The organism is Maribacter aquivivus, from assembly GCF_900142175.1.
GTDB classification, from domain to species: domain Bacteria; phylum Bacteroidota; class Bacteroidia; order Flavobacteriales; family Flavobacteriaceae; genus Maribacter; species Maribacter aquivivus.
The window spans coordinates 2,177,347-2,198,408 of the sequence record NZ_FQZX01000001.1 but is presented as its reverse complement, the minus strand read 5'-3'; the positions used below and the strand labels follow the sequence as shown (position 1 = coordinate 2,198,408).

Genomic DNA, 21,062 nt, shown 5'->3' with positions numbered 1-21,062 from the left:
GTTGTTCTGAAGTTTGATTAATAATTGATTGATGATGAATTACTAAAAAGACGATTGTAAAATAAGAATGTTACAATTAAATCTCATTTTAACATCTCTTTAATACTAATTCCTCAATTATACACCCCAAATTTAGAAATACAAGTCATGCAAAAAACATGATAATAGAGTCTTAACCATTATTTCATTTCGGTAACATAAAATATAGATTTCCTCCTTTTATGACTACGATTACTTAAAACAGAAAACACAATAACTACTTAATAACTGATATTTCTATATTAATTGACAAAAAAAAGAACGCTCAATAAGCGTTCTTTATAAAATGGTAAGTGGTAATTCTACTAGTCTGCTATTTCTATTGGAATAACGTAAACTATATCTGAATTGCCCGGTTCAAGATTTTTAAAATCAATACCGTTTTTTAAAAACTCTTTTAATTTACTATTGGTAGATTCAATTGATAACAATCTGTACATACCATCTTCTGCAACGGCAATTTTAATTTCGGCTTTGGCTCCTCTTATTTGATCAGGTATATCCTCATCAGCTAACATCTCATGAATTTGAGCAGTTATCCACTTTGTTCCTTTGTCCTCATTAGACTCCGTATTATGAGCCGTAACAGTTCCAATCCCGAATGTTAACATTGCGATTAAAATAATTTTGACTTTTTTCATACTATATATTTTAATGGTTTGAAATTATACGTATATATTACATATACTACAAAATAACGCATTTAAAATATTAATATGATAATTTTAACATCTATTTAATATTAAATTAATAAAATATGCAATTTTTAACCCTTTAAAATACATTTTCAATAATTACATTACATTTTTAAACAAAAAAAGACCATTCAATAAGAATGGTCTTTATATAATATGATAAGCAAACTTGTTTAAGCCAATACAGCTTTTACTTTATCTGCAGCCTCTTGAAACTGTACAGCAGATTGTACTGCAAGTCCAGAATTGTCAATAATCTCTTTTGCTATTTCAGCATTAGTACCTTGCAATCTTACAATAATTGGCACTTTAATTGAATCGCCCATATTCTTGTAAGCATCAACAATACCTTGTGCTACACGATCACAACGAACAATACCACCGAATATATTAACCAAAATTGCTTTAACATTAGGATCTTTTAATATAATTCTAAATGCCTCTTCAACTCTTTTAGCATCTGCAGTACCACCAACATCTAAGAAGTTAGCTGGCTCACCGCCTGCCATTTTAATTAAATCCATAGTTGCCATTGCAAGACCTGCGCCGTTAACCATACACCCAACGTTACCGTCAAGATCTACATAGTTAAGACCAACCTCTCTTGCTTCAACTTCAATAGCATTCTCTTCTCTAAGATCACGCATATCAGCATACTTCTTTCTACGGTATAGTGCATTATCATCAATAGAAACCTTAGCATCAACAGCCATGATCAAATCATCAGATGTTTTTAATACTGGGTTAATTTCGAACATATTAGAATCACTTTCTACATATGCCTTATATAATGATGCAACAAATTTTGTCATCTCTTTGAACGCAGTACCTGAAAGACCTAAGTTAAAAGCAATTTTTCTTGCTTGAAAACCTAACAATCCTGTAGCTGGGTCAATTTCCTCTGTAAAAATTAAGTGCGGAGTACTTTCAGCAACCTCTTCTATGTCCATACCACCTTCTGTAGAATACATAATCATATTCTTACCAGTAGCTCTGTTTAATACAACAGACATATAGAATTCACTAGTTTCGCTTTCGCCTGGGTAGTAAACATCCTCGGCAACCAATACCTGGTGTACTTTTTTACCTTCCGCAGAAGTTTGCGGTGTAATTAAGTTCATACCAATAATCTGGTTTGCTATCTCTTCTACTTCTTTAAGGTTTTTGGCTAATTTTACACCACCACCTTTACCACGACCACCTGCGTGTACTTGCGCTTTAATAACGTGCCATCCAGTTCCGGTTTCAGCAGTTAATTGCTTTGCAGCCTCAACAGCCTCTTTTGCATTTTGGGCAACTATTCCTCTTTGGATGCGCACCCCAAAACTTGCTAATATCTCTTTTCCTTGATATTCGTGAAGGTTCATATATATGGTGAATTTAATTGTTAAGCAAAAATAGGAAACAGGAAGTAATAATCTAAAAATACTGGTGATTAATTAGAATAACTAGTATAATTAATCTGATAAAAACACAAATTCCTTCGAATGTGATTGTATTTTGTAACTAAAAAACCACCTAAATCTCTAAATCTTTAAAATCTAACGGATCAAAATTTTTGAAATGTCCGTTTAGTTCGATTGTTTTCTTAGTTCTATTTACTTCTGACAAAACAGTAATTGTAGAAGTTAAATACAGACTTATAAAATTAAGTCGGTCATTTTCCTTAGGTATTTGTAATAGTTGATACTCTTGCTCAAAAGACAATCCAATCTTGTGCGCTAGGGTAAAACTATTGAACTCTTTTACATTGAGTTTGGTATATGGCACATCCATAATAGCATATAATTGTTTTATACCATTAATAATAGTTTGTTTTTTTTCTTCGGATGCTTCATAGTCATACTCCAACAACTTTACAATACCGCCGGCATATAGTTTATTCTCCATGATATTATCAAAAGCGAGTAATTTAAATACTTGCCTTGCTACACAGACCACATCCATCTCTCCGGTTTCATACGTTGTCACCACTTCTACCAACTGTACCTCAACACCGTATTCCATCTTATTGTTTATGAAAACAGGTATACCAAAAGTGATGGCTTCTTCCCTACAATCTTGAATTAATTGTTTGTAGCGATCTTCAAAAACATGAAGGGGAACAGTCTCCCCAGGAAAGAATATAGACTGTAATGGAAATAAAGGTAATTTCATTTGCTAAAAATACAAAGCAGATTATATAGCGCCAAAATAAATAGAACCTTACAATGTTACAAATATCACAATTTGTTATTTTTAGCGATTTTATGTTATTATTTTTGTTCTTAATAAATTAGAAAAGTAAATTCGCCTTAAAATTAGATAGTATGAGAAATGAGGATTTATTGCAAATCGCAAAAACCTATGGTGATCCGGTGTATGTTTATGACTCGGAAAAAATAGTTTCACAGTTCAATAGATTAACAAAAGCTTTTGGCTCTGTCAAGAAATTGAAACTTAATTATGCAGCCAAGGCACTTTCTAATATTACTATTTTAAGATTAATGAATAGTCTTGGTAGTGGTCTTGATACCGTTTCTATACAAGAAGTTCAATTAGGTTTACTAGCTGGTTTTGAACCAGAATCAATCATATTTACCCCAAACGGAGTCTCTTTAGAAGAAATTGAACAAGCTGCCAAATTGGGAGTTCGTATCAATATAGATAACCTATCTATTCTAGAACAGTTTGGTAGCAAACACCCTAACATACCTGTATGTATTAGAATTAATCCGCATGTTATGGCGGGTGGTAACTCTAATATTTCTGTAGGTCATATAGACTCTAAATTCGGTATCAGTATTCATCAAATTCCACATTTACTTCGTATTGTAGAATTGACTAAAATGAATATCAACGGTATTCATATGCATACCGGTAGTGACATTTTAGATATCGACGTATTCTTATATGCTTCTGAAATTTTGTTTGACACTGCTCGTAATTTTAAAAATCTTGATTTTATAGATTTCGGTAGCGGCTTCAAAGTACCTTATAAAGAAGGTGATATTGAAACCAATGTTGAAGAACTAGGTAAAAAATTAAGTACTCGTTTCAATGAGTTCTGTAAAGAATATGGTAAAGATTTGACATTGGCTTTTGAGCCTGGTAAGTTTTTAGTGAGTGAAGCAGGTGTTTTTCTTGCAAAAGTAAATGTGGTTAAACAGACGACATCAACAGTATTTGCAAGTGTAGATTCAGGTTTTAACCATTTAATTAGACCAATGCTTTACGGCGCTACACATACCATCAATAATATTTCTAACCCAAAAGGCAGAGAGCGTTATTATTCTGTTGTAGGGTATATCTGTGAGACCGATACTTTTGCTAGTAATAAAAGAATAAACGAGATCACTGAAGGCGATATTCTTTGCTTTAAAAATGCAGGTGCGTATTGCTTTACAATGGCAAGTAACTACAATTCAAGATTTAGACCAGCAGAAGTTCTTTGGCATAAAGGGAAAGCAATTCTTATACGCGAAAGAGAAACTTTTGAAGATTTAATTCGTAACCAAGTAGATGTAAAAGATTTATTCGCTGTTAAAGAAACAGCAAAAGTGAAATAAAGCATTTAAATATACGTTAGTTTTGGTATAATAGTTGGACTAAACACTCAAATAAAACTCATGAAGACGTATTCTTTATCTTTTTCCAAATCATTTTTATTCTTAGCCGTACTCTTGGTTTCGGCTGCAAATTATGCACAAGAGGTAAATTGGATTTCTTGGGAAGAGGCTGCCGAATTAACGGCAACCGACACAAACCCAAAGAAAGTCTTTATTGATGTGTACACAGATTGGTGTGGATGGTGCAAGAAAATGGATAAGGACACTTTTCAAAATCCTGAAGTAGCTGCTTATATGGCAGAGAACTACTATATGGTAAAGTTTGATGGCGAAGGCAAAGACCCTATCGAATATAAAGGGAAGACTTACAAATTTGTTCCATCTGGCAGAAAAGGATATCATGAATTTGCAGCAGCATTAATGCAAGGTCGCTTAAGTTACCCAACTACTATTTTCTTAGACGAAGAATTAAATATGCTTTCACCAATACCTGGTTATCAAAAACCAGAGCCGTTCTTAGAAATAGCGCGTTATTTTGGTAGTGACATATACAAAGAAAAAGACTGGAAAGCCTATACTGGAGAAGCTGGTAAATAATTATCAGACTTTACACCAGTCTACTAAAGTCATTACAGGTATGCAATGACTCATCTATAAATTTATTCTCATTTAGAGTTATACGTTGTTGAAAAATTGGAAAGCAATTTCCATTAAAGTACTTTCACAACAACGTATAATTCTAACTTATGAAATACCTATTTTACGCTAGTTTTTTAGTTGTATTTTTTATTTCGTGCACTAACGAAAAAGACACTGAAAAGCCACTTGAATCTGGAGTATCAGAAACTCTGGCAACCCAAAGAGCTTTACAAATCTCAAATGTTCATTACAATCTAAGTTTTGAAATCCCAAATGAACAGAAAGCTCCTATATCCTCTAAACTAGTATTAGATTTTGATTTAGAAAAACTTCAAAAGCCTGTTTACCTAGATTTCAAAGAAGATACCTCAAAAATAAAATCTATAAGTATAAATGGAACTGACGTTACTATTCTTCATAATAATGAACACATTATTTTATCTAAAGAATTTCTGGTAAAAGGGAAAAACAATATTGTAATTGAGTTCGATGCCGGTGAACTTTCTTTAAATAGAAATGAAGATTATTTATACACTTTATTAGTCCCAGACAGAGCAAGAACACTTTTCCCTTGTTTTGACCAACCTAATATAAAAGGAGTCTATACGCTGAATATCACAGCACCTAACGACTGGAAAGTTTTATGTGGTTCTAAAGAAGTAAAGCAAACTCAGAAAGGGGAATACACACAACATAATTTTAGAGCTTCTGATCAAATGAGCACCTATCTATTTTCATTCGTAGCAGGTAAATTTGAATCTGTATCTCAAAAACCGGTTAATATGGATATGACCCTATTATACCGAGAAACAGATAGCACAAAAATTAAATATAGCTTAGACTCTATTTTTTGATTTACATCAGCAATCCCTATCATTTTTAGAGAAGTATACCGCGTATCCTTTTCCTTTTCAAAAAATGGATTTCGCTGCAATACCTGGATTTCAATATGGCGGAATGGAACATGTAGGAGCAATTCAGTACCGAGAGAGTTCTCTCTTTTTAGATGAAAGCGCAACCGCAAATAATAAATTGAGCCGTGCAAAACTTATTGCCCACGAAACATCTCACATGTGGTTTGGCGATTTAGTTACTATGAATTGGTTTAATGATGTTTGGATGAAAGAGGTATTTGCAAATTTCTTGGCAGATAAAATAATGAACCCCGCATTCCCAGATATTGACCACCAGTTAGCTTTTATGATTACCCACTACCCTAATGCATACGGGGAAGACAGAACATTAGGAACAAACCCTATTCGTCAAGATTTAGAAAACCTCAACAATGCAGGTTCACTTTATGGTAGTATAATTTACAATAAGGCACCTATAATGATGCGACAATTAGAAGCCGTTTTAGGAAAAGAGGCATTTCAAACAGGTATTCAAGAATATATAAAAACCTTCGCTTTCAAGAATGCCGTATGGGGTGAGCTAATTGCCATTCTAGATAAGAAAACATCTACCGATATGGTTGCATGGAGCGATGTTTGGGTTAATAATTCTAGTAGACCCATCTTCAGTGATGCTATAGAATATGATGGTGAAAATAAAATTACATCGTTTAAACTATATCAAAAAGCAGAAGATTCGTCAAATCATTCGTGGCCACAGACATTTGAAGTGCTGTTTGTTTATCCTGATAAAGCAAAAACGTTAACCGTTAATATGATTGGTAGCGAGTTTGACATGGAAGACGCTATTGGTCTACCTAGACCAACTTCAATACTTTATAATTCAAACGCTGAAGGTTACGGAGTGTTTCCTATTCAAGAAAAAGATCTAGATAATATACCGACTATAAATAACCAAGTGGCTCGTGGTTACGCCTACATAAATGTGTATGAGAATATGCTAAATGGAAGCATTACTCCCGCTACAGCCATAAAGCTATACTCAAAAGGACTAGTTAATGAAAAGAATGAATTATTAATTAACCTCATTTCTAGATACTCCACTTCTATTTTTTGGAAATACCTTACCGCAGAACAACGCCTATTTTATCAGAAAGAAATTAGCGATCAAGTATGGTCTAAATTACAAGAAGAATTACCTGCTAATATTAAAAAGACCTTATACTCCGCCTATACATCAATTGGATATACTGATATTTCATTAGACCATTTATATAAGATTTGGAACAAAGAATTACTAATCAACAATCTAAAGCTTAACGACGACAATTATACGGAGCTAGCAATGGATTTGGCTCTGTACGGACACCAAGAAAGTGAAAGTATTCTAAAAACAGCAGAACAAGCTATTAGCAATAATGATAAATTAAATCGCTTTAAGTTCTTACTTCCATCTTTATCAAAAGATCAGCAGACTAGAAATGATTTTTTCGAGTCATTAAAACAAGAAGAAAACAGGGCTAAGGAGTCATGGGTTGCTAATGCAATGAATAATTTAAATCACCCTTTACATCAAAAAGAATCCATTCAGTATCTAAGAGCAAGTCTAGGCTTAGTTGATGAAATACAAAAAACAGGTGATATCTTTTTCCCAAAAAGATGGCTGAGTAGTACTATTGGCAATTACACTTCACCGGAAGCTTATGAAATTTTACAGCATTTTCTTGAGGAAAATCCTGATTTAAATTCCTCCTTAAAATCAAAAGTGTTACAAGCATCAGACGATTTAAGAAGAGTCCAAATTTTGCAAAAACAACTGGACACTTCACTAGAATAATATTGAGACATAAAAAAAGAGGTCTAAAAGACCTCTTTTTTTATATACTTCTATATTTCTATCTACTATAATTAGGACTCTCTTTGGTAATAGTAACATCATGTGGGTGACTTTCGTTAATACCACTAGCTGTAATTTTAACGAACCTACCAGTATCTTGTAGTGTTGCAATATCTTTCGCTCCACAATATCCCATACCAGCTTTTAATCCGCCAATAAACTGATGAATACTTTCGTATAATTCTCCTTTGTAAGGTACACGACCTACAATACCTTCAGGCACCAATTTTTTAATATCATCTTCAACATCTTGAAAATAACGATCCTTGCTACCTTGCTTCATAGCTTCAACAGAACCCATACCTCGGTAAGATTTAAACTTTCTACCTTCATAGATAATCGTTTCTCCCGGAGATTCTTTTGTTCCTGCTAAAAGTGACCCTAACATTACTGTATCTGCACCTGCTGCAATCGCTTTAGGGATATCACCCGTATAACGAATTCCGCCATCTGCAATTACCGGAACACCTGAACCTTTTATAGCGGCCGCTACTTCTAATACCGCAGAGAACTGAGGAAAACCAACACCTGCAACAACTCTAGTTGTACAAATTGAACCCGGACCAATACCTACTTTAACGGCATCTGCACCTGCATCTACCAAATATTTTGCTGCCGCACCCGTAGCAATATTACCGACAATAACATCTAGGCTCGGAAATTTCTTCTTTACTGCTTTTAACACCTCTACTACACCTTTGGTATGACCATGAGCTGTATCAATCACTACTGCATCTACGCCTGCATTAACCAATGCCTCTGCTCTTTCAACTGCATCGGCTGTAACACCTAAAGCTGCTGCAACACGAAGTCTACCGAACTGATCTTTATTGGCGCTAGGCTTTTGGGTTAGTTTTGTAATATCACGAAATGTAATTAAACCCACCAACTTGTAATTTTTATCTACTACAGGAAGTTTTTCAATTTTGTGTTGTTGTAAAATATCTTCTGCTTCTGAAAGTGAAGTACCTTCTGCAGCTGTTACCAAATTCTTAGAAGTCATTACCTCAGAAATTGGTCTTTCATTATTTTTTTCGAAACGTAAATCTCTATTGGTTACGATACCTAAAAGTTTACCATCTGCATCAACGATAGGAATACCACCAATACTATACTCTTTCATATTAGCTTTGGCATCTTTCACTTTCGAATCAAGTGGCTGTGTTACCGGATCCAAAATCATTCCGCTTTCAGCCCTTTTCACCTTTCTCACTTTCATTGCCTGCTGCTCAATACTCATATTCTTGTGCAACACGCCAATACCACCTTCTTGAGCCATGGCAATTGCCATTCTAGACTCCGTAACCGTATCCATCGCTGCCGATATGATAGGTACATTGATTGTAATATTTCTTGTGAATTTTGTCTGAATACTGACTTCTCTTGGAAGCACTTCAGAATATGCAGGTACTAATAATACGTCGTCGTACGTTAGACCTTCTCCTAGAATTTTGTTTTGGTGGGCTTGCATAGCAATTAAGGATTTAATTGCGTGCAAATATAGTGAATATTATTGGTTAAAAGTATTACCGTATTGTTTGGAAAATGTTAATTGATACAACACAATCATAGCGGATGCCGTGTATGTCGCCGTCATTAAAATACCCGATACTATTACTAAATATTTAAACCAGGTTACACCAGACCAAATAAAGTAGATTCCGCCAAAGGTGAGCAATACTGATAAGAATGGCTCTACCGTCAAAAACACCTTGAGTTTTGTAGGTAGTTTAGTTAGCCACACTAAAATACCTAACAAGAAAAAGATAAAAGACATTGATAGAATATGAGTATGTATAATAGTCAGCATTTGCCGTTTGCTCTTTTTAAACTTCATGACATCAGCATTTTCATCTGATTCATTACCCAAGTAATTCTCTTCTATACCATCTACAGAAGCAGTACTGGTCTCTGAGACAAATAATAAACCTGTAAAATAACCAACAGAAAGTACAATTACAAAAGCCACTAAAAATAAGCGAACTGGTTTTGGCAGCTTGGGTAAAAGACCATTAAATTCCATTATAACATTTTATTTTCTTGCAATATAGTAAGTGTTTGCAAAAGGTCATCAATTGCATTGGTCATTGAGCGAACAGAAATTGTTGCACCTGCAATACCATCAATATTAGTTTCATGATTTATTCGATCACCAGGTTTCTTGCCGATAAATTGTTTCAACCAGCGTTTGCTTCCTATTTCACCACCATATTCTTCGCGATAAATCAAAACCTTAGTGTGTAGAATTTTAAAATTAGCATCAAGTAAGACCATATAATCAAAGTTTGCTGTTTTACTTGGAGCTTGATCTACATATAAATAACCTATATGACTTTGACCGTCAAGCACACGAAATAAATTTTCTGCATCAATTTTACTTGGTAAATCTAATTGGGTATTATTTTTAACCGCAATAGCCTCCATAGTAAAAGAATCAATTTCAAAGTAATCTGCTATTTCTTTGTCGACCTTTTTCTGAATATTTTTTGGTAAACCAAAACCCATTACTATTCCTAAAGCAAAGAAGCAAACTATTAATCTTAGAACCCTATAATTCATATTTACTGACTATTATATTTTAGTTAAAACCAAACACCAATACCAAAATTAAGCCTGTTTTTTACATCATCAATATCTGAAGCATTACTTCTAAATTGATAATCTCCTTTCAAAACCACACCTGGTGCAAGATGATAGGTTAAACCTGTAGTAACATCTGTTCTGTTATAGGCATCATTGCGAACTAAACCACCTTCGGTATCGGCATGCGTATCATATTGTTCGTAACGCGTAAAAACAAAAAGCTTTTGCTCATTACCCATAGATAGCAAATTGTATGCCCCTTCTACATAAAAGCCTCTAAGTGCACTCCCTAAATCTCTTCCTGTAGCTGTATTATATTCTTCTGTATCTGATAAAGATGCATTTATAAATTGACCACGTGCCGTAAAACGGTCATACGCGTAACGAGCATCTAACCCTACCATTGCGATACCAATATTTGCGCCTTCTAAAGTTTCTATATCATCAGCTGCTTGAGTTTTTCCAAAATAAGTAGAAAGTCCTAAACGTAAACCAGAAATACCATAATATTCAAGTTTAGTAGATAAAGTGGGACTATCGATAGTTGACTGAATTGCTTTTTGACGACCACCTCTTAATCCGCTAGAACCACCTAAAAAACCAGACAAACCTCCTTCACCATCAGTTTCGGTAGATTTAAATCCATTAAAAACATAAGCTTGGTATCCTAAATTGATATCATTAAATCTACCTGCAACCCCTACACCAATCTCTCTCCATGTAGTTGGTACAATGGCATTATCCATACCCGGGCGTTCTGTTCCATTAAAAGTAGTTGGTTCATGAAATTCATTTATAATACCCATTGGCACCAACATTAGACCACCACGCAAACTAATATTATTCCCAACTGAGTAATTTATAAAAGCCTGCTCAACAAAAACTTCATTTACATGCTCAAGCTCAACTTCAGTAACAAATTGTGTTTTATCATTAAAACGATATCCAAAAAGTAATACCATTCGTTGCACATCTAACTCGCCATTATCGCCTTCCGGTTGATTGTACAACATTTCAGCATAAGCACCCACTGTAACTGCAGAAGCGTAATTACCAGAAAGTAATCGCTGTGCCGCATTTATTTGAGTTTGCGGTACCAAGGTGATTGAATCTGTTTTGGTTTGTGCCTTTATACAAGTAAAAGTAAATAGCAATACTAATAGGTAAACGTATTTCATCTTTTTAAATCTGCTTAGAATTATCGTTAATATTTTATTAACGAAGTGCAAATTTATGACCTAAAAACATATTAGCAAAGTTTATTTGTATTAAATCTAAATAAACTTAATGAAAACTTATCTTCTAATAGAAGAGTAAAAAGAAAAATATTAATGATAAGCCGTAAACAACTCAGTAGCCTTGTTATAAGAAGCTTCAAAAGTCATCCAATTAACACCCGATTCAACTTTTTCTGCAGTGAAATAGGATAGCATTTTTTCTGTAGGCATATTACCCGTTAAATCATCTTTAGCCATTGGGCAACCACCAAATCCTTGTATGGCACCATCAAAACGTCTACAACCAGATTCGTAAGCAGCAGATACTTTTTCGTGCCATTTAGTTGGTGTCGTATGTAAATGTGCTCCAAATTCGATATTCGGATATTTAGGAATAAGATTCGAGAACAAGTATGAAATCGTTTCGGGATCAGAAGAGCCTACAGTGTCTGATAGAGATAATATTTTAGCGCCCATTTTTGCGAGTTTCTCTGTCCACTCCCCTACAATATCAACATCCCAAGGATCACCGTAAGGGTTACCAAATCCCATCGAAATATAAGTCACTACCTCTTTGTTTGCGGCATCGGCTAAATTGAAAATTTCTTGTAAAGTCTCTACAGATTGTGCTATTGTTTTATGCGTATTACGCATTTGAAAGTTCTCTGAAATAGAAAAAGGGAAACCTAAATAATCAATTTCAGGGTGTGAAACTGCATCTTCTGCACCACGAACATTAGCAACAATAGAAAGCAACTTTGTATTCGTTTTTGACAAGTCTAATTTTGCCAAAACCTCAGCAGTATCTACCATTTGCGGTATTGCTTTTGGCGAAACAAAGCTTCCGAAATCTAAGGTATCAAAACCACAACCCAACAGCGATTGTATATACCTTACCTTTTCATCGGTAGGTATAAACATCTTAATGCCTTGCATAGCATCTCGTGGGCATTCTACTAATTTGATCTTTGAATTAGACATTTCGTAAAAATACAAACTCTAAATAAGTATCTCCTATTAATAATTCAAATAAACTACCCGAAAAATAAATAAATAGCAATGCCGATGAAGACAATAATTTGTACCCATTTTAATATAAAACCTGTTCGCTTTTTAGTTTTTAAAAATTTTGAAATCTGACCAGATAAAATGGCAATACCACTAAATACGACCGACGAAACCAAAATAAACAGAAAACCAAGCGTGTAAAATTGGAGTACAGTACTTAAAGAGTCTGAAAATAGAAATCCGGGAAAAAAGGCTAAAAAGAATATAATCACCTTAGGGTTTAATACATTCATTACAAATCCTTGTTTATATAATGCCCCTAGACTTTTTTTATTCTTTGACTCTCCTTCTATTGCTATTGCATCGCCTCCTTTATACACCATTATTGCGAGATACAATAAGTATGCAGCGCCAAATACTTTAATACCCGTAAATATGGTTGGGTTATTTTTTATTACAGCAGACACACCAAATGCCAAAAGAGTAGTATGTACCAAACAACCGGACATTAAACCTGCTACAACAGCCAATCCTTGTTTTTTTCCATTACTAATACTCTGTATAAGAACAAAAATATTATCAGGACCTGGTGACAGAGACAAAACAAAGGTTGCTACGGAAAAGGCTAATAAAATATCGTAATTCAATTTTAAAGGTTTTAGTTCTACATGAAATGTACGAATAACCTATAATTACACCTATTTTTAATATCTTGTTTAAAAATCGATACACTATGAAAATTAAAGTAATTGTATTACTAATTAGTATTTCATTCATGTCTAATGCTTTTGCAAAGACGGATAAAAACAAAACCACCACCATGATCCAAACTGATAGCCTTTTAAGGCATACTGTTTTTTTTAAGTTCAAGGAAGGAACAACTGCCGAACAAATAAAGAAAGTTGAAGATGCATTTAGCGCTCTACCTTCAAAAATTGAACAAATAAAAGGGTATGAATGGGGATTAAATAATAGTCCCGAAGGTTTGAACAAAGGCTTTACCCATGCCTTTTTTCTTACATTTAAAAGTGAAGAAGATCGTGCTATTTACTTACCGCACCCTGACCATAAAGCATTTGGAGCTGTATTAACTCCGTTTTTAGATGATGTTTTTGTAGTGGATTACTGGACCAAACAGTAAATTAAAATTTCACATATATAAAATGCCCTTGCACAATTTGTACAAGGGCATTTATATTTTATAGTAGTAGTTTAAATCTTAAACCGCAGCTTTTTCTATAAGCGCTTTATTAATTTCTTTTACCAAAGCGGGACCTTCATATACAAAGCCTGTCCATAATTGAATTAAATCTGCACCAGCTTCTAATTTCTCGATAGCATCTTCTGCAGAGTTTATGCCACCTACACCAATAATAGGGAATGCCTTATTACTCTTCTCCGCTAAAAAACGAATTACCTCAGTACTTCTATCTTTTAATGGAGCACCACTTAGTCCGCCAGCTTCTTCTGTTACCAAAGCATGAGATTTTAAATTCTCTCTAGAAATAGTTGTATTGGTAGCTATAACACCATCAATAGTAGTGATTTTTACAATATCAATAATATCTAATAATTGGCTATCGGTAAGGTCTGGCGCAATTTTCAGTAAAATAGGTTTACGAACAGTAGACTTACGTTCACTTTGTTTAGAATTCTCTAATTGCAGCTCATTTAACAGAGCCGTTAATGGCTCTTTATCTTGTAATTCTCTTAAGCCAGGTGTGTTTGGCGAACTTACATTCACAACAAAGTAATCTACATGATCAAATAAGGCATCAAAACAGATTAAGTAGTCTTTAATTGCTTCATTATTCGGTGTCACTTTGTTCTTACCAATATTACCACCAATAAGCACCTTATGTTTTTTCTTTAAATTTTCTACAGCTTCAAAAACCCCGTGATTATTAAATCCCATTCGGTTTATGATAGCTTTATCTTCTTTTAAACGAAATAATCTTTTCTTCGGATTACCATCTTGCGGTTTTGGGGTAAGGGTGCCAATTTCTACGAATCCGAATCCGAAATCTGATAATTCGTTATATAAGATAGCATTTTTATCAAACCCAGCGGCCAAACCAACCGGATTCTTAAATTTTAATCCGAATAGCTCACGTTCCAAACGTTTATCTTCAACTACGAACATAGATTTAATAAGACCAGACAGTCCTATTTTAGAAAAAAACTTAATACTTGAAAAACTAATATGATGAACTTTCTCGGGATCAAGAAGAAATAAAAGAGGTCTAATAAAAAGCCTATACATGTCTATATTTTAGAAGCCGTAAAAATACAAACTGTAAATGAGAAAGTTAGTTAGAACTTATCTGTTTTCATCAACAATACTATCTGTGTACATTGTGGGTGCAACAATATAAGGAGAACGATAAGCCTCTTTACATAAAGATTGGTACATTTCATATTGTTTGGGGTTGAATAAAGCAAGCATTTTTTTATCAGTAGTTGCCTGAACCTTTCCTAAACTATCCATGATACCCTTATACTTATCTGCCAATTGGCGTAATTCAGTAACACTGCTCTGCGGGTGACTATCTTTTATATTTACCAATTCGTTATTTAGCTCATCACTTTTAGTTTTCAAATCGGCACTAAGACTTTTTAATTTTTCATTTTGCAACTCATTGAATTGAAAAATTTCTGCTATAGTAGCATCATCGGTAACCCCTACCCCTAATATGCAATCTGCTTGCGAATATCCGTTTACAAAAAATAAAACAGAAGCCGTTAGTACCAAAACTCTAAAATTATTCATATCAAAATTTATAAAATCTTACGTCTACTAAATTACAATATATAAGCTTATTTTTGATAAAACCCTTTTACAATGCAACATATAATTGACCGTTTCATAAGCTACATTACTATTGATACGCAAAGCGATTCATCATCAGATACCACCCCGAGCACCAAAAAGCAGTGGAATTTAGCCCATAAATTGGTTGATGAATTACGTTCAATAGGCTTATCTGATGTGACCATAGATGAAAATGCCTATATCATGGCAACACTACCGTCTAATGTTGAACATGATGTACCTACTATAGGTTTTATCTCGCATTTTGATACCTCTCCTGATTTTTCTGGAACTAATGTAAATCCGCAAATTATTAGAAACTACGATGGCAGTGATATTGTACTTAATAAAGAAAAAGACATCATTTTATCATCATCTTATTTTGATGATTTGTTACAATATATAGGTCAAACAATAATAACAACAGATGGCACCACTTTATTAGGCGCCGATGACAAGGCAGGTATTACAGAGATAGTAACTGCAATGGAGTATTTGGTAAACAATCCAGGAATAAAGCATGGCACTATTAGAGTAGGTTTTACACCAGATGAAGAAATTGGCAGAGGAGCACATAAATTTGATGTAGAAAAATTTGGTGCAGAATGGGCTTATACTATGGATGGGAGCCAGATTGGCGAATTAGAATATGAAAATTTCAATGCAGCTGGTGCCAAAATAACTATAAAAGGAAAAAGTGTACACCCAGGGTATGCAAAAGGAAAAATGGTAAATGCCCTTTTAATCGCCAATAAGATTATAAGCGATTTACCTAAACATGAAATACCTGAAGAAACATCTGGTAGAGAAGGCTTTTTTCATGTACATCATTTTGACGGAGAAATAGAAAATGCAACTGTAGAGCTAATAATTAGAGATCACGATTTAAAACGTTTTGAGCAACGTAAGGAATTAGTAGAAGACATCGTCCAAAAATTTAATAACGAATACGACAATTGTATTGCCCTAGAATTAAAAGATCAATATTTTAATATGAAAGAAAAGGTAAAACCTGTTTTTCATATTGTTGAGACTGCTAAAAAGGCAATGGAAGATATCGGCATAAAACCTATTATTAAACCAATACGCGGTGGTACAGATGGGTCGCAATTAAGTTTTATGGGCTTGCCATGCCCCAACATATTTGCTGGCGGACATAATTTTCACGGTAAGTATGAGTATGTACCTGTTGAGAGCATGCAAAAAGCTGTTGAAGTTATTGTGCGTATTTGTGAGCTGACAGCAAACCAATAATACAATGGAAAAGCAAGAGAAATTAGAGGAATTCTTTACAGCTGCGCATCGTTTTAAAAATGAAGTAGCTGAATTAAGAACTCTTGCCTTAGCCTGTGGAATGACAGAAACTTACAAATGGAGTTTCCCCACATATATGGTAGATAATAAAAACATTATCGCTATAAATAAATTTAAAAACCACTTCGGAATTTGGTTCTTTAACGGAGTATTTTTGAGTGATCCAAAAAATGTATTAGAAAATGCACAAGAAGGAAAAACCATGGCAATGCGACATTGGAAATTTTCATCACTTGAAGAAATCAACAAAACAGAAATTACAGCTTACATAAATGAAGCTATTGAAAATCATAAGAAGGGATTAGAAATAAAAGTAAATAGAAAGCCGAAAACGAAAATCGTAATTCCTACTCACCTATCGATTACACTTGAAAACAACAATGACATAAAAGCTGCTTTCAACAAATTAACCTATTCCAAACAAAAAGACTATGCCGAGTACATTGCAACCGCTAAACAAGAGAAAACAAAACTATCTAGATTAGAAAAGATAGTTCCGTTGATATTAGCAGGCAGGGGAATAAATGACCAATACAAGAAGTAACCTAATATCTTAAAATTTAAAACAAAAAAACACCGATGTTTCCATCGGTGTTTTTTTATATCTATTCAGAAAAAATTATTTCTTTTCTGGAGCGTTTAATTTAGCGCTCATTTCCATGGAAATGGCAGATCTATCAAACTTTAATTTTCCTGCCATTGTTTCCAAAACACAAGAAGAATCTTTATCATTCAAATCTACTACTTTTCCGTGCAGACCACTTTTGGTAATAACACGATCACCACGTTTTAATTCTGCTGAAAATTTCTTTTCATCCTTTTGTCTTTTCATTTGAGGTCTGATCATAAAAAAATATGCAACCACAAAAATCAAAATCATCGGAAGAAACTGCCCTATATCACCCATTTTTGGTATATCTGTAATTTAAAATTATTTAACAGGTCCTAATGGAGCCGCTCCTTTTGGGTTAACGAAAGCTTTAATTCTTAAAAGCTCAGAACCTTTTTCAGTATTTGCTGTAACCGTAATAGTTTTAGTAACCTGGTTTTGACCAGAACCGTTAAAGTTCACTTTTAACTCACCTTTTTCTCCTGGTGCAATAGGATCCTTTGGAGGATTAGGAACTGTACAACCACAGCTACTTTTAGCATCAGTAATAATTAACGGAGCATTACCAGTATTGGTAAATACAAATACGGTCTCTTGTGGAGTACCTTGCTCAATTGTACCAAAATCATGTTCTGCTTTCTCAAAAGCCATTACAGGTACTGCTTTAGCAGCCTCATCTCTTACCGCAGCCTCTGCTACATTATCTGTTTTGATCTTACTTGATGCGTTTTCTTTACAAGAAGTAAAAGCTACCATTGATACAAGACCAACAATTAGAACTATTTTTTTCATACTATTTAGATTTATCAATTAATTGCAAAATTATAAAATATTTTTATAATAGACCCCTACCCATTTTGTTAAGCTTTCCTTCTGACTTGTATTCTTTAGTAAGCTTATCAAGAATTCCGTTTATAAAAATGCTACTTTTTGGTGTAGAGTATTCTTTAGCTATTTCTAAATACTCATTTATAGTTACCCTTTCTGGTATAGAAGGAAAATGTAATAACTCACAAATAGCCATTTTTAATAAGATACTATCAATACCAGCAATACGATCTTTATCCCAATTTGGTGTTTTACCTTCTATTTCCTTTTCTAAAGCATCGTTCTTTAATAATGTTCTAGATAGCAATTGCATGGCAAAAGTCATATCCTCATCATCTTTCAACAAACTTGGTAAAAAATAAGATTCTGGGTGTACTTGCTTTACTTTCTTAAAATGCTTTAAAATAAAGGTATTAACAATAGGAATATCATCTACCCAAGTTAACTTATCATCTTCAAAGTAATCGTAAATTTTTTCATTAGGTGCAATAATGTTCTTGAACAAAGTTATTATCAACTCCTTATCAGCAGCATAGTCACTTTCTGGTTTAGACATGTATTCCTTATAAGTATCGCTCTCTAAAATTTCTTTATAGATAAGTTTTACATACTCCTCTTCTAAATACCAGTTATCTAGCTTTCTATGATTAAGTTCCTCTTCTAGTGTCTTATTTTCAACAATTTGTAATAACAATCTGTTTTGAATAAACTTATTAGGATTGGGAAATGCTGTTTTTTTGTCGTCAATATATTTATTAGCAGAAAGAGAAATTTGATCTGCTGCTCTTTTCTGTATTTCTACAAAAAGACTAAGCCATAATAAATATAACGTGTAGGTATTCTCTATGCTTACCTTTAAAAACTTCTCTTGTTTTTGTAATGAATCGTCCTTAGACTGAATTAGAGCGTAAATACTCTGCATTACCTTAACCCTAATGTGCCTTCTTGTAAGCATTTGAAAGAACTTATTTAATATATTAGTAAATAACCTCGGGACAAGCCCGCGAGGCATTGAATTTAAAAGAGAATTAATATTCCGACGCAAGCGTCAGAACACTTAAATCCCGATTATCGATTACATAAAGCCGCAAAGGTAAGTATCTATTTAAAGGGTCACAATAGCAATCGTATTTATCTTAGCTTATTTATAACATATCGTTTTAGGTCAAAAAACTATCTTTGCCCTTAGAATTTTACACTATTATCTTTTCTACAACTTATGAAAGAACTTAAGCATCTAAATAAATACTTTAAAAAATACTGGCTTAAGCTTTTTTTCGGAATCATCATAACCATAGTCGCAAGGCTATTTCAGTTGATTATGCCGTCTTACGTGAATAACTCTATAACGGTAGTTGAGCAGTATATAAAGGCAGAAATAGAAAAATCTACCGCCCAAGAATTATTGTTAGAATACATTCTTATAATTGTAGGTGCCGCTTTACTATCTGGATTCTTCACTTTTTTAATGCGTCAATTAATTATCAATATTTCTAGATATATAGAATATGACCTTAAAAATGAAATATTCGACCACTACCAAAAACTAAGTCTCAACTTCTATAAGAAAAATAGAACCGGTGATTTAATGAACAGAATAAGTGAAGATGTAAATGAAGTACGTATGTATGCGGGACCGGCTATTATGTACGGCATACAGACCCTAACTTTATTTGCCTGTCTAATACCGCTAATGTTCATTAAAGCACCAACTTTGGCTGCGTACACCTTATTACCATTACCTTTTCTATCCGTTTTAATATATCAAATAAGTAAGGTAATACATAAGAGAAGTACCATAGTACAGCAATATTTATCTACGCTATCAACTTTTACACAAGAAATATTTTCAGGTGTCTCAGTTATAAAAGCATATGCGCTAGAGCCACAAACCAATGAAGACTTAGAAAAACTTGCCATTGAAGGAAAAGAGAAGAGTGTTAGTCTGGCTAAAGTAAATGCTTGGTTCTTCCCTTTAATGATTCTTTTAATTGGTATCAGTAATATTTTGGTGATATATATAGGAGGAAAACAATACTTAGCCGGTGAAATTGAAGTTGGTTTGATTGCCGAGTTTATATTATATGTAAACATGTTAACATGGCCTGTTGCAATTGTAGGGTGGCTAACATCTATAGTTCAAAGAGCTGCTGCCAGTCAAGAACGTATCAACGAATTTCTAAATCAAGAATCGGAAATTAAAAACATGCCCACTCACGAGCATACGGTAAAGGGTAAAATTGAATTTAAAGATGTAGATTTTACTTATCAAGATACCAACATTAATGCTTTAAAACATTTATCATTTACCATAAACGAAGGAGAGACCACAGCAATTATTGGCAAAACGGGATCCGGTAAATCTACTATTTTAGATTTAGTAGCTAGACTATACGATACTACTTCAGGTGAAATTCTAATAGATGACGAGCCTATTAAAAACATTGACCTTACCAGTTTAAGAGAATCTATTGGTGCAGTACCACAAGATGCTTTTCTATTTTCTGACAGCATAAAGAACAATATTAAATTCGGAAAAGAAGACGCTACAGACCAAGAAATCATGGATATTGCTAAAGATGCCGTGGTTCACGAAAACATTATGGGTTTCTCTAAAAAATACGATACTGTATTAGGTGAAAGAGGTATAACATTAAGTGGCGGACAGAAGCAACGCGTGTCAATCGCAAGAGCCTTAATAAAGAAACCACAAATTTATTTATTCGATGATTGCCTTTCTGCGGTTGATACAGAAACGGAAGAAGAAATTTTAAATAACCTTAAAAAAGCATCTAAGAATAGAACTACACTAATTGTAAGTCATAGAGTTTCTTCTGCTAAAAATGCCGATAAAATACTGGTTTTAGATGACGGAAGACTCATTCAAGAGGGTACTCATGACGAATTAAATACTCGAGAAGGTTATTATAAAGAGCTCTATAGCAAACAGCTCTCAGAGAAAGAAAGTTAGAAAATTGTTGTCGGATAACGATTTTTTTTTCATTTTTGATAGCATAA

At 33.7% G+C, this 21,062-nt stretch carries 21 protein-coding genes and 1 pseudogene; 8 read left to right on the top strand and 14 right to left on the bottom strand.

Annotation, left to right across the window (positions count from 1 at the left end; all coding sequences use genetic code 11):
• Nucleotides 1-344: 344 nt before the first annotated feature.
• From BUC31_RS09335 to BUC31_RS09325, 3 genes are all read right to left on the bottom strand, one after another.
• Nucleotides 345-680, bottom strand: a complete 336-nt coding sequence (locus tag BUC31_RS09335; RefSeq protein WP_073243320.1) for a hypothetical protein — start codon at nucleotides 678-680, stop codon at nucleotides 345-347.
• A 227-nt stretch (nucleotides 681-907) separates the two neighbouring features.
• On the bottom strand, nucleotides 908-2,101 hold the full coding sequence (sucC, locus tag BUC31_RS09330; protein WP_073243319.1) for an ADP-forming succinate--CoA ligase subunit beta: 1,194 nt from the start codon (nucleotides 2,099-2,101) through the stop codon (nucleotides 908-910).
• A gap of 151 nt (nucleotides 2,102-2,252) precedes the next feature.
• Nucleotides 2,253-2,891, bottom strand: a complete 639-nt coding sequence (locus tag BUC31_RS09325; protein WP_073243317.1) for an LON peptidase substrate-binding domain-containing protein — start codon at nucleotides 2,889-2,891, stop codon at nucleotides 2,253-2,255.
• Nucleotides 2,892-3,043: 152 nt separating this feature from the next.
• Between BUC31_RS09325 and lysA the strand changes: the two genes are divergently transcribed.
• From lysA to BUC31_RS09310, 4 genes and pseudogenes are all read left to right on the top strand, one after another.
• The gene (gene lysA / locus BUC31_RS09320; protein WP_073243316.1) at nucleotides 3,044-4,282 is read left to right on the top strand and encodes a diaminopimelate decarboxylase; all 1,239 of its coding nucleotides are present in this window, start codon (nucleotides 3,044-3,046) and stop codon (nucleotides 4,280-4,282) included.
• Between the two features lie 60 nt (nucleotides 4,283-4,342).
• On the top strand, nucleotides 4,343-4,879 hold the full coding sequence (locus BUC31_RS09315) for a thioredoxin family protein (RefSeq protein WP_073243314.1): 537 nt from the start codon (nucleotides 4,343-4,345) through the stop codon (nucleotides 4,877-4,879).
• A 149-nt stretch (nucleotides 4,880-5,028) separates the two neighbouring features.
• Nucleotides 5,029-5,775: a gluzincin family metallopeptidase gene (locus BUC31_RS20535; RefSeq protein ID WP_244534028.1), complete on the top strand. Its 747-nt coding sequence runs from the start codon at nucleotides 5,029-5,031 to the stop codon at nucleotides 5,773-5,775.
• A 58-nt stretch (nucleotides 5,776-5,833) separates the two neighbouring features.
• Nucleotides 5,834-7,612: pseudogene (locus tag BUC31_RS09310) on the top strand (M1 family aminopeptidase); the annotation flags it as partial.
• A 58-nt stretch (nucleotides 7,613-7,670) separates the two neighbouring features.
• Here BUC31_RS09310 and guaB read toward each other — a convergent pair.
• The 6 genes from guaB to BUC31_RS09280 all read right to left on the bottom strand — a co-directional run bounded on the left by guaB (nucleotide 7,671) and on the right by BUC31_RS09280 (nucleotide 13,127).
• The gene (guaB, locus tag BUC31_RS09305; protein WP_073243312.1) at nucleotides 7,671-9,143 is read right to left on the bottom strand and encodes an IMP dehydrogenase; all 1,473 of its coding nucleotides are present in this window, start codon (nucleotides 9,141-9,143) and stop codon (nucleotides 7,671-7,673) included.
• 39 nt (nucleotides 9,144-9,182) lie between these two features.
• The gene (locus BUC31_RS09300; protein ID WP_073243310.1) at nucleotides 9,183-9,695 is read right to left on the bottom strand and encodes a hypothetical protein; all 513 of its coding nucleotides are present in this window, start codon (nucleotides 9,693-9,695) and stop codon (nucleotides 9,183-9,185) included.
• Nucleotides 9,695-10,231 (bottom strand): FMN-binding protein, encoded by a 537-nt coding sequence (locus BUC31_RS09295; RefSeq protein ID WP_073243308.1) that lies wholly within the window; start codon nucleotides 10,229-10,231, stop codon nucleotides 9,695-9,697. The genes BUC31_RS09300 and BUC31_RS09295 overlap by 1 nt, the downstream gene beginning before the upstream one ends.
• A 23-nt stretch (nucleotides 10,232-10,254) precedes the next feature.
• Nucleotides 10,255-11,433: a hypothetical protein gene (locus BUC31_RS09290; RefSeq protein WP_073243306.1), complete on the bottom strand. Its 1,179-nt coding sequence runs from the start codon at nucleotides 11,431-11,433 to the stop codon at nucleotides 10,255-10,257.
• Between the two features lie 150 nt (nucleotides 11,434-11,583).
• Entirely contained in the window at nucleotides 11,584-12,453 is an 870-nt protein-coding gene (locus tag BUC31_RS09285; protein WP_073243304.1) for a hydroxymethylglutaryl-CoA lyase, read from the bottom strand.
• A 53-nt stretch (nucleotides 12,454-12,506) separates the two neighbouring features.
• Nucleotides 12,507-13,127: a LysE family translocator gene (locus BUC31_RS09280; protein ID WP_073243303.1), complete on the bottom strand. Its 621-nt coding sequence runs from the start codon at nucleotides 13,125-13,127 to the stop codon at nucleotides 12,507-12,509.
• 86 nt (nucleotides 13,128-13,213) lie between these two features.
• Here BUC31_RS09280 and BUC31_RS09275 point away from each other — a divergent pair, with 86 nt between their 5' ends.
• Complete coding sequence (locus tag BUC31_RS09275) at nucleotides 13,214-13,621, top strand: Dabb family protein (protein WP_073243301.1); 408 nt, start codon at nucleotides 13,214-13,216, stop codon at nucleotides 13,619-13,621.
• Between the two features lie 78 nt (nucleotides 13,622-13,699).
• Here the strand turns inward: BUC31_RS09275 and BUC31_RS09270 are convergent, their stop codons facing one another.
• Complete coding sequence (locus BUC31_RS09270) at nucleotides 13,700-14,743, bottom strand: quinone-dependent dihydroorotate dehydrogenase (RefSeq protein ID WP_073243299.1); 1,044 nt, start codon at nucleotides 14,741-14,743, stop codon at nucleotides 13,700-13,702.
• A 57-nt stretch (nucleotides 14,744-14,800) separates the two neighbouring features.
• Nucleotides 14,801-15,250 carry a hypothetical protein gene (locus BUC31_RS09265; protein WP_073243297.1) on the bottom strand — a complete coding sequence of 150 codons (450 nt, stop codon included), beginning with the start codon at nucleotides 15,248-15,250 and terminating at the stop codon, nucleotides 14,801-14,803.
• A 72-nt stretch (nucleotides 15,251-15,322) separates the two neighbouring features.
• On the opposite strand from BUC31_RS09265, the gene pepT reads away from it, so the two are divergent.
• Entirely contained in the window at nucleotides 15,323-16,546 is a 1,224-nt protein-coding gene (gene pepT, locus BUC31_RS09260) for a peptidase T (protein WP_073243295.1), read from the top strand.
• A gap of 4 nt (nucleotides 16,547-16,550) precedes the next feature.
• Nucleotides 16,551-17,150, top strand: a complete 600-nt coding sequence (locus BUC31_RS09255; RefSeq protein WP_073243293.1) for a YdeI/OmpD-associated family protein — start codon at nucleotides 16,551-16,553, stop codon at nucleotides 17,148-17,150.
• Between the two features lie 75 nt (nucleotides 17,151-17,225).
• Here BUC31_RS09255 and yajC read toward each other — a convergent pair whose 3' ends face one another.
• From yajC to nusB, 3 genes are read right to left on the bottom strand one after another with little or no spacing between them, the layout of a single operon-like run.
• The gene (yajC, locus tag BUC31_RS09250; RefSeq protein ID WP_073243291.1) at nucleotides 17,226-17,513 is read right to left on the bottom strand and encodes a preprotein translocase subunit YajC; all 288 of its coding nucleotides are present in this window, start codon (nucleotides 17,511-17,513) and stop codon (nucleotides 17,226-17,228) included.
• Nucleotides 17,514-17,537: 24 nt separating this feature from the next.
• Entirely contained in the window at nucleotides 17,538-18,008 is a 471-nt protein-coding gene (locus tag BUC31_RS09245; protein WP_073243289.1) for a DUF1573 domain-containing protein, read from the bottom strand.
• Between the two features lie 43 nt (nucleotides 18,009-18,051).
• Nucleotides 18,052-18,999 carry a transcription antitermination factor NusB gene (nusB, locus tag BUC31_RS09240; protein WP_073243287.1) on the bottom strand — a complete coding sequence of 316 codons (948 nt, stop codon included), beginning with the start codon at nucleotides 18,997-18,999 and terminating at the stop codon, nucleotides 18,052-18,054.
• A gap of 264 nt (nucleotides 19,000-19,263) precedes the next feature.
• Between nusB and BUC31_RS09235 the strand changes: the two genes are divergently transcribed.
• Nucleotides 19,264-21,015: an ABC transporter ATP-binding protein gene (locus BUC31_RS09235; protein WP_073243285.1), complete on the top strand. Its 1,752-nt coding sequence runs from the start codon at nucleotides 19,264-19,266 to the stop codon at nucleotides 21,013-21,015.
• Nucleotides 21,016-21,062: the final 47 nt, after the last annotated feature.

What these genes read in the sequence shown, in the direction of transcription:
- BUC31_RS09235 (WP_073243285.1), top strand. Translation starts at nt 19,264, where the DNA reads ATGAAAGAACTTAAGCATCTAAATAAATACTTTAAAAAATACTGGCTT.
- sucC (WP_073243319.1), bottom strand. Translation starts at nt 2,101, where the DNA reads ATGAACCTTCACGAATATCAAGGAAAAGAGATATTAGCAAGTTTTGGG.
- BUC31_RS09245 (WP_073243289.1), bottom strand. Translation starts at nt 18,008, where the DNA reads ATGAAAAAAATAGTTCTAATTGTTGGTCTTGTATCAATGGTAGCTTTT.
- BUC31_RS09290 (WP_073243306.1), bottom strand. Translation starts at nt 11,433, where the DNA reads ATGAAATACGTTTACCTATTAGTATTGCTATTTACTTTTACTTGTATA.
- BUC31_RS20535 (WP_244534028.1), top strand. Translation starts at nt 5,029, where the DNA reads ATGAAATACCTATTTTACGCTAGTTTTTTAGTTGTATTTTTTATTTCG.
- guaB (WP_073243312.1), bottom strand. Translation starts at nt 9,143, where the DNA reads ATGCAAGCCCACCAAAACAAAATTCTAGGAGAAGGTCTAACGTACGAC.
- BUC31_RS09295 (WP_073243308.1), bottom strand. Translation starts at nt 10,231, where the DNA reads ATGAATTATAGGGTTCTAAGATTAATAGTTTGCTTCTTTGCTTTAGGA.
- BUC31_RS09285 (WP_073243304.1), bottom strand. Translation starts at nt 12,453, where the DNA reads ATGTCTAATTCAAAGATCAAATTAGTAGAATGCCCACGAGATGCTATG.
- pepT (WP_073243295.1), top strand. Translation starts at nt 15,323, where the DNA reads ATGCAACATATAATTGACCGTTTCATAAGCTACATTACTATTGATACG.
- BUC31_RS09255 (WP_073243293.1), top strand. Translation starts at nt 16,551, where the DNA reads ATGGAAAAGCAAGAGAAATTAGAGGAATTCTTTACAGCTGCGCATCGT.
- BUC31_RS09335 (WP_073243320.1), bottom strand. Translation starts at nt 680, where the DNA reads ATGAAAAAAGTCAAAATTATTTTAATCGCAATGTTAACATTCGGGATT.
- BUC31_RS09275 (WP_073243301.1), top strand. Translation starts at nt 13,214, where the DNA reads ATGAAAATTAAAGTAATTGTATTACTAATTAGTATTTCATTCATGTCT.
- nusB (WP_073243287.1), bottom strand. Translation starts at nt 18,999, where the DNA reads ATGCTTACAAGAAGGCACATTAGGGTTAAGGTAATGCAGAGTATTTAC.
- BUC31_RS09265 (WP_073243297.1), bottom strand. Translation starts at nt 15,250, where the DNA reads ATGAATAATTTTAGAGTTTTGGTACTAACGGCTTCTGTTTTATTTTTT.
- yajC (WP_073243291.1), bottom strand. Translation starts at nt 17,513, where the DNA reads ATGGGTGATATAGGGCAGTTTCTTCCGATGATTTTGATTTTTGTGGTT.
- BUC31_RS09270 (WP_073243299.1), bottom strand. Translation starts at nt 14,743, where the DNA reads ATGTATAGGCTTTTTATTAGACCTCTTTTATTTCTTCTTGATCCCGAG.
- BUC31_RS09300 (WP_073243310.1), bottom strand. Translation starts at nt 9,695, where the DNA reads ATGGAATTTAATGGTCTTTTACCCAAGCTGCCAAAACCAGTTCGCTTA.
- BUC31_RS09325 (WP_073243317.1), bottom strand. Translation starts at nt 2,891, where the DNA reads ATGAAATTACCTTTATTTCCATTACAGTCTATATTCTTTCCTGGGGAG.
- BUC31_RS09315 (WP_073243314.1), top strand. Translation starts at nt 4,343, where the DNA reads ATGAAGACGTATTCTTTATCTTTTTCCAAATCATTTTTATTCTTAGCC.
- lysA (WP_073243316.1), top strand. Translation starts at nt 3,044, where the DNA reads ATGAGAAATGAGGATTTATTGCAAATCGCAAAAACCTATGGTGATCCG.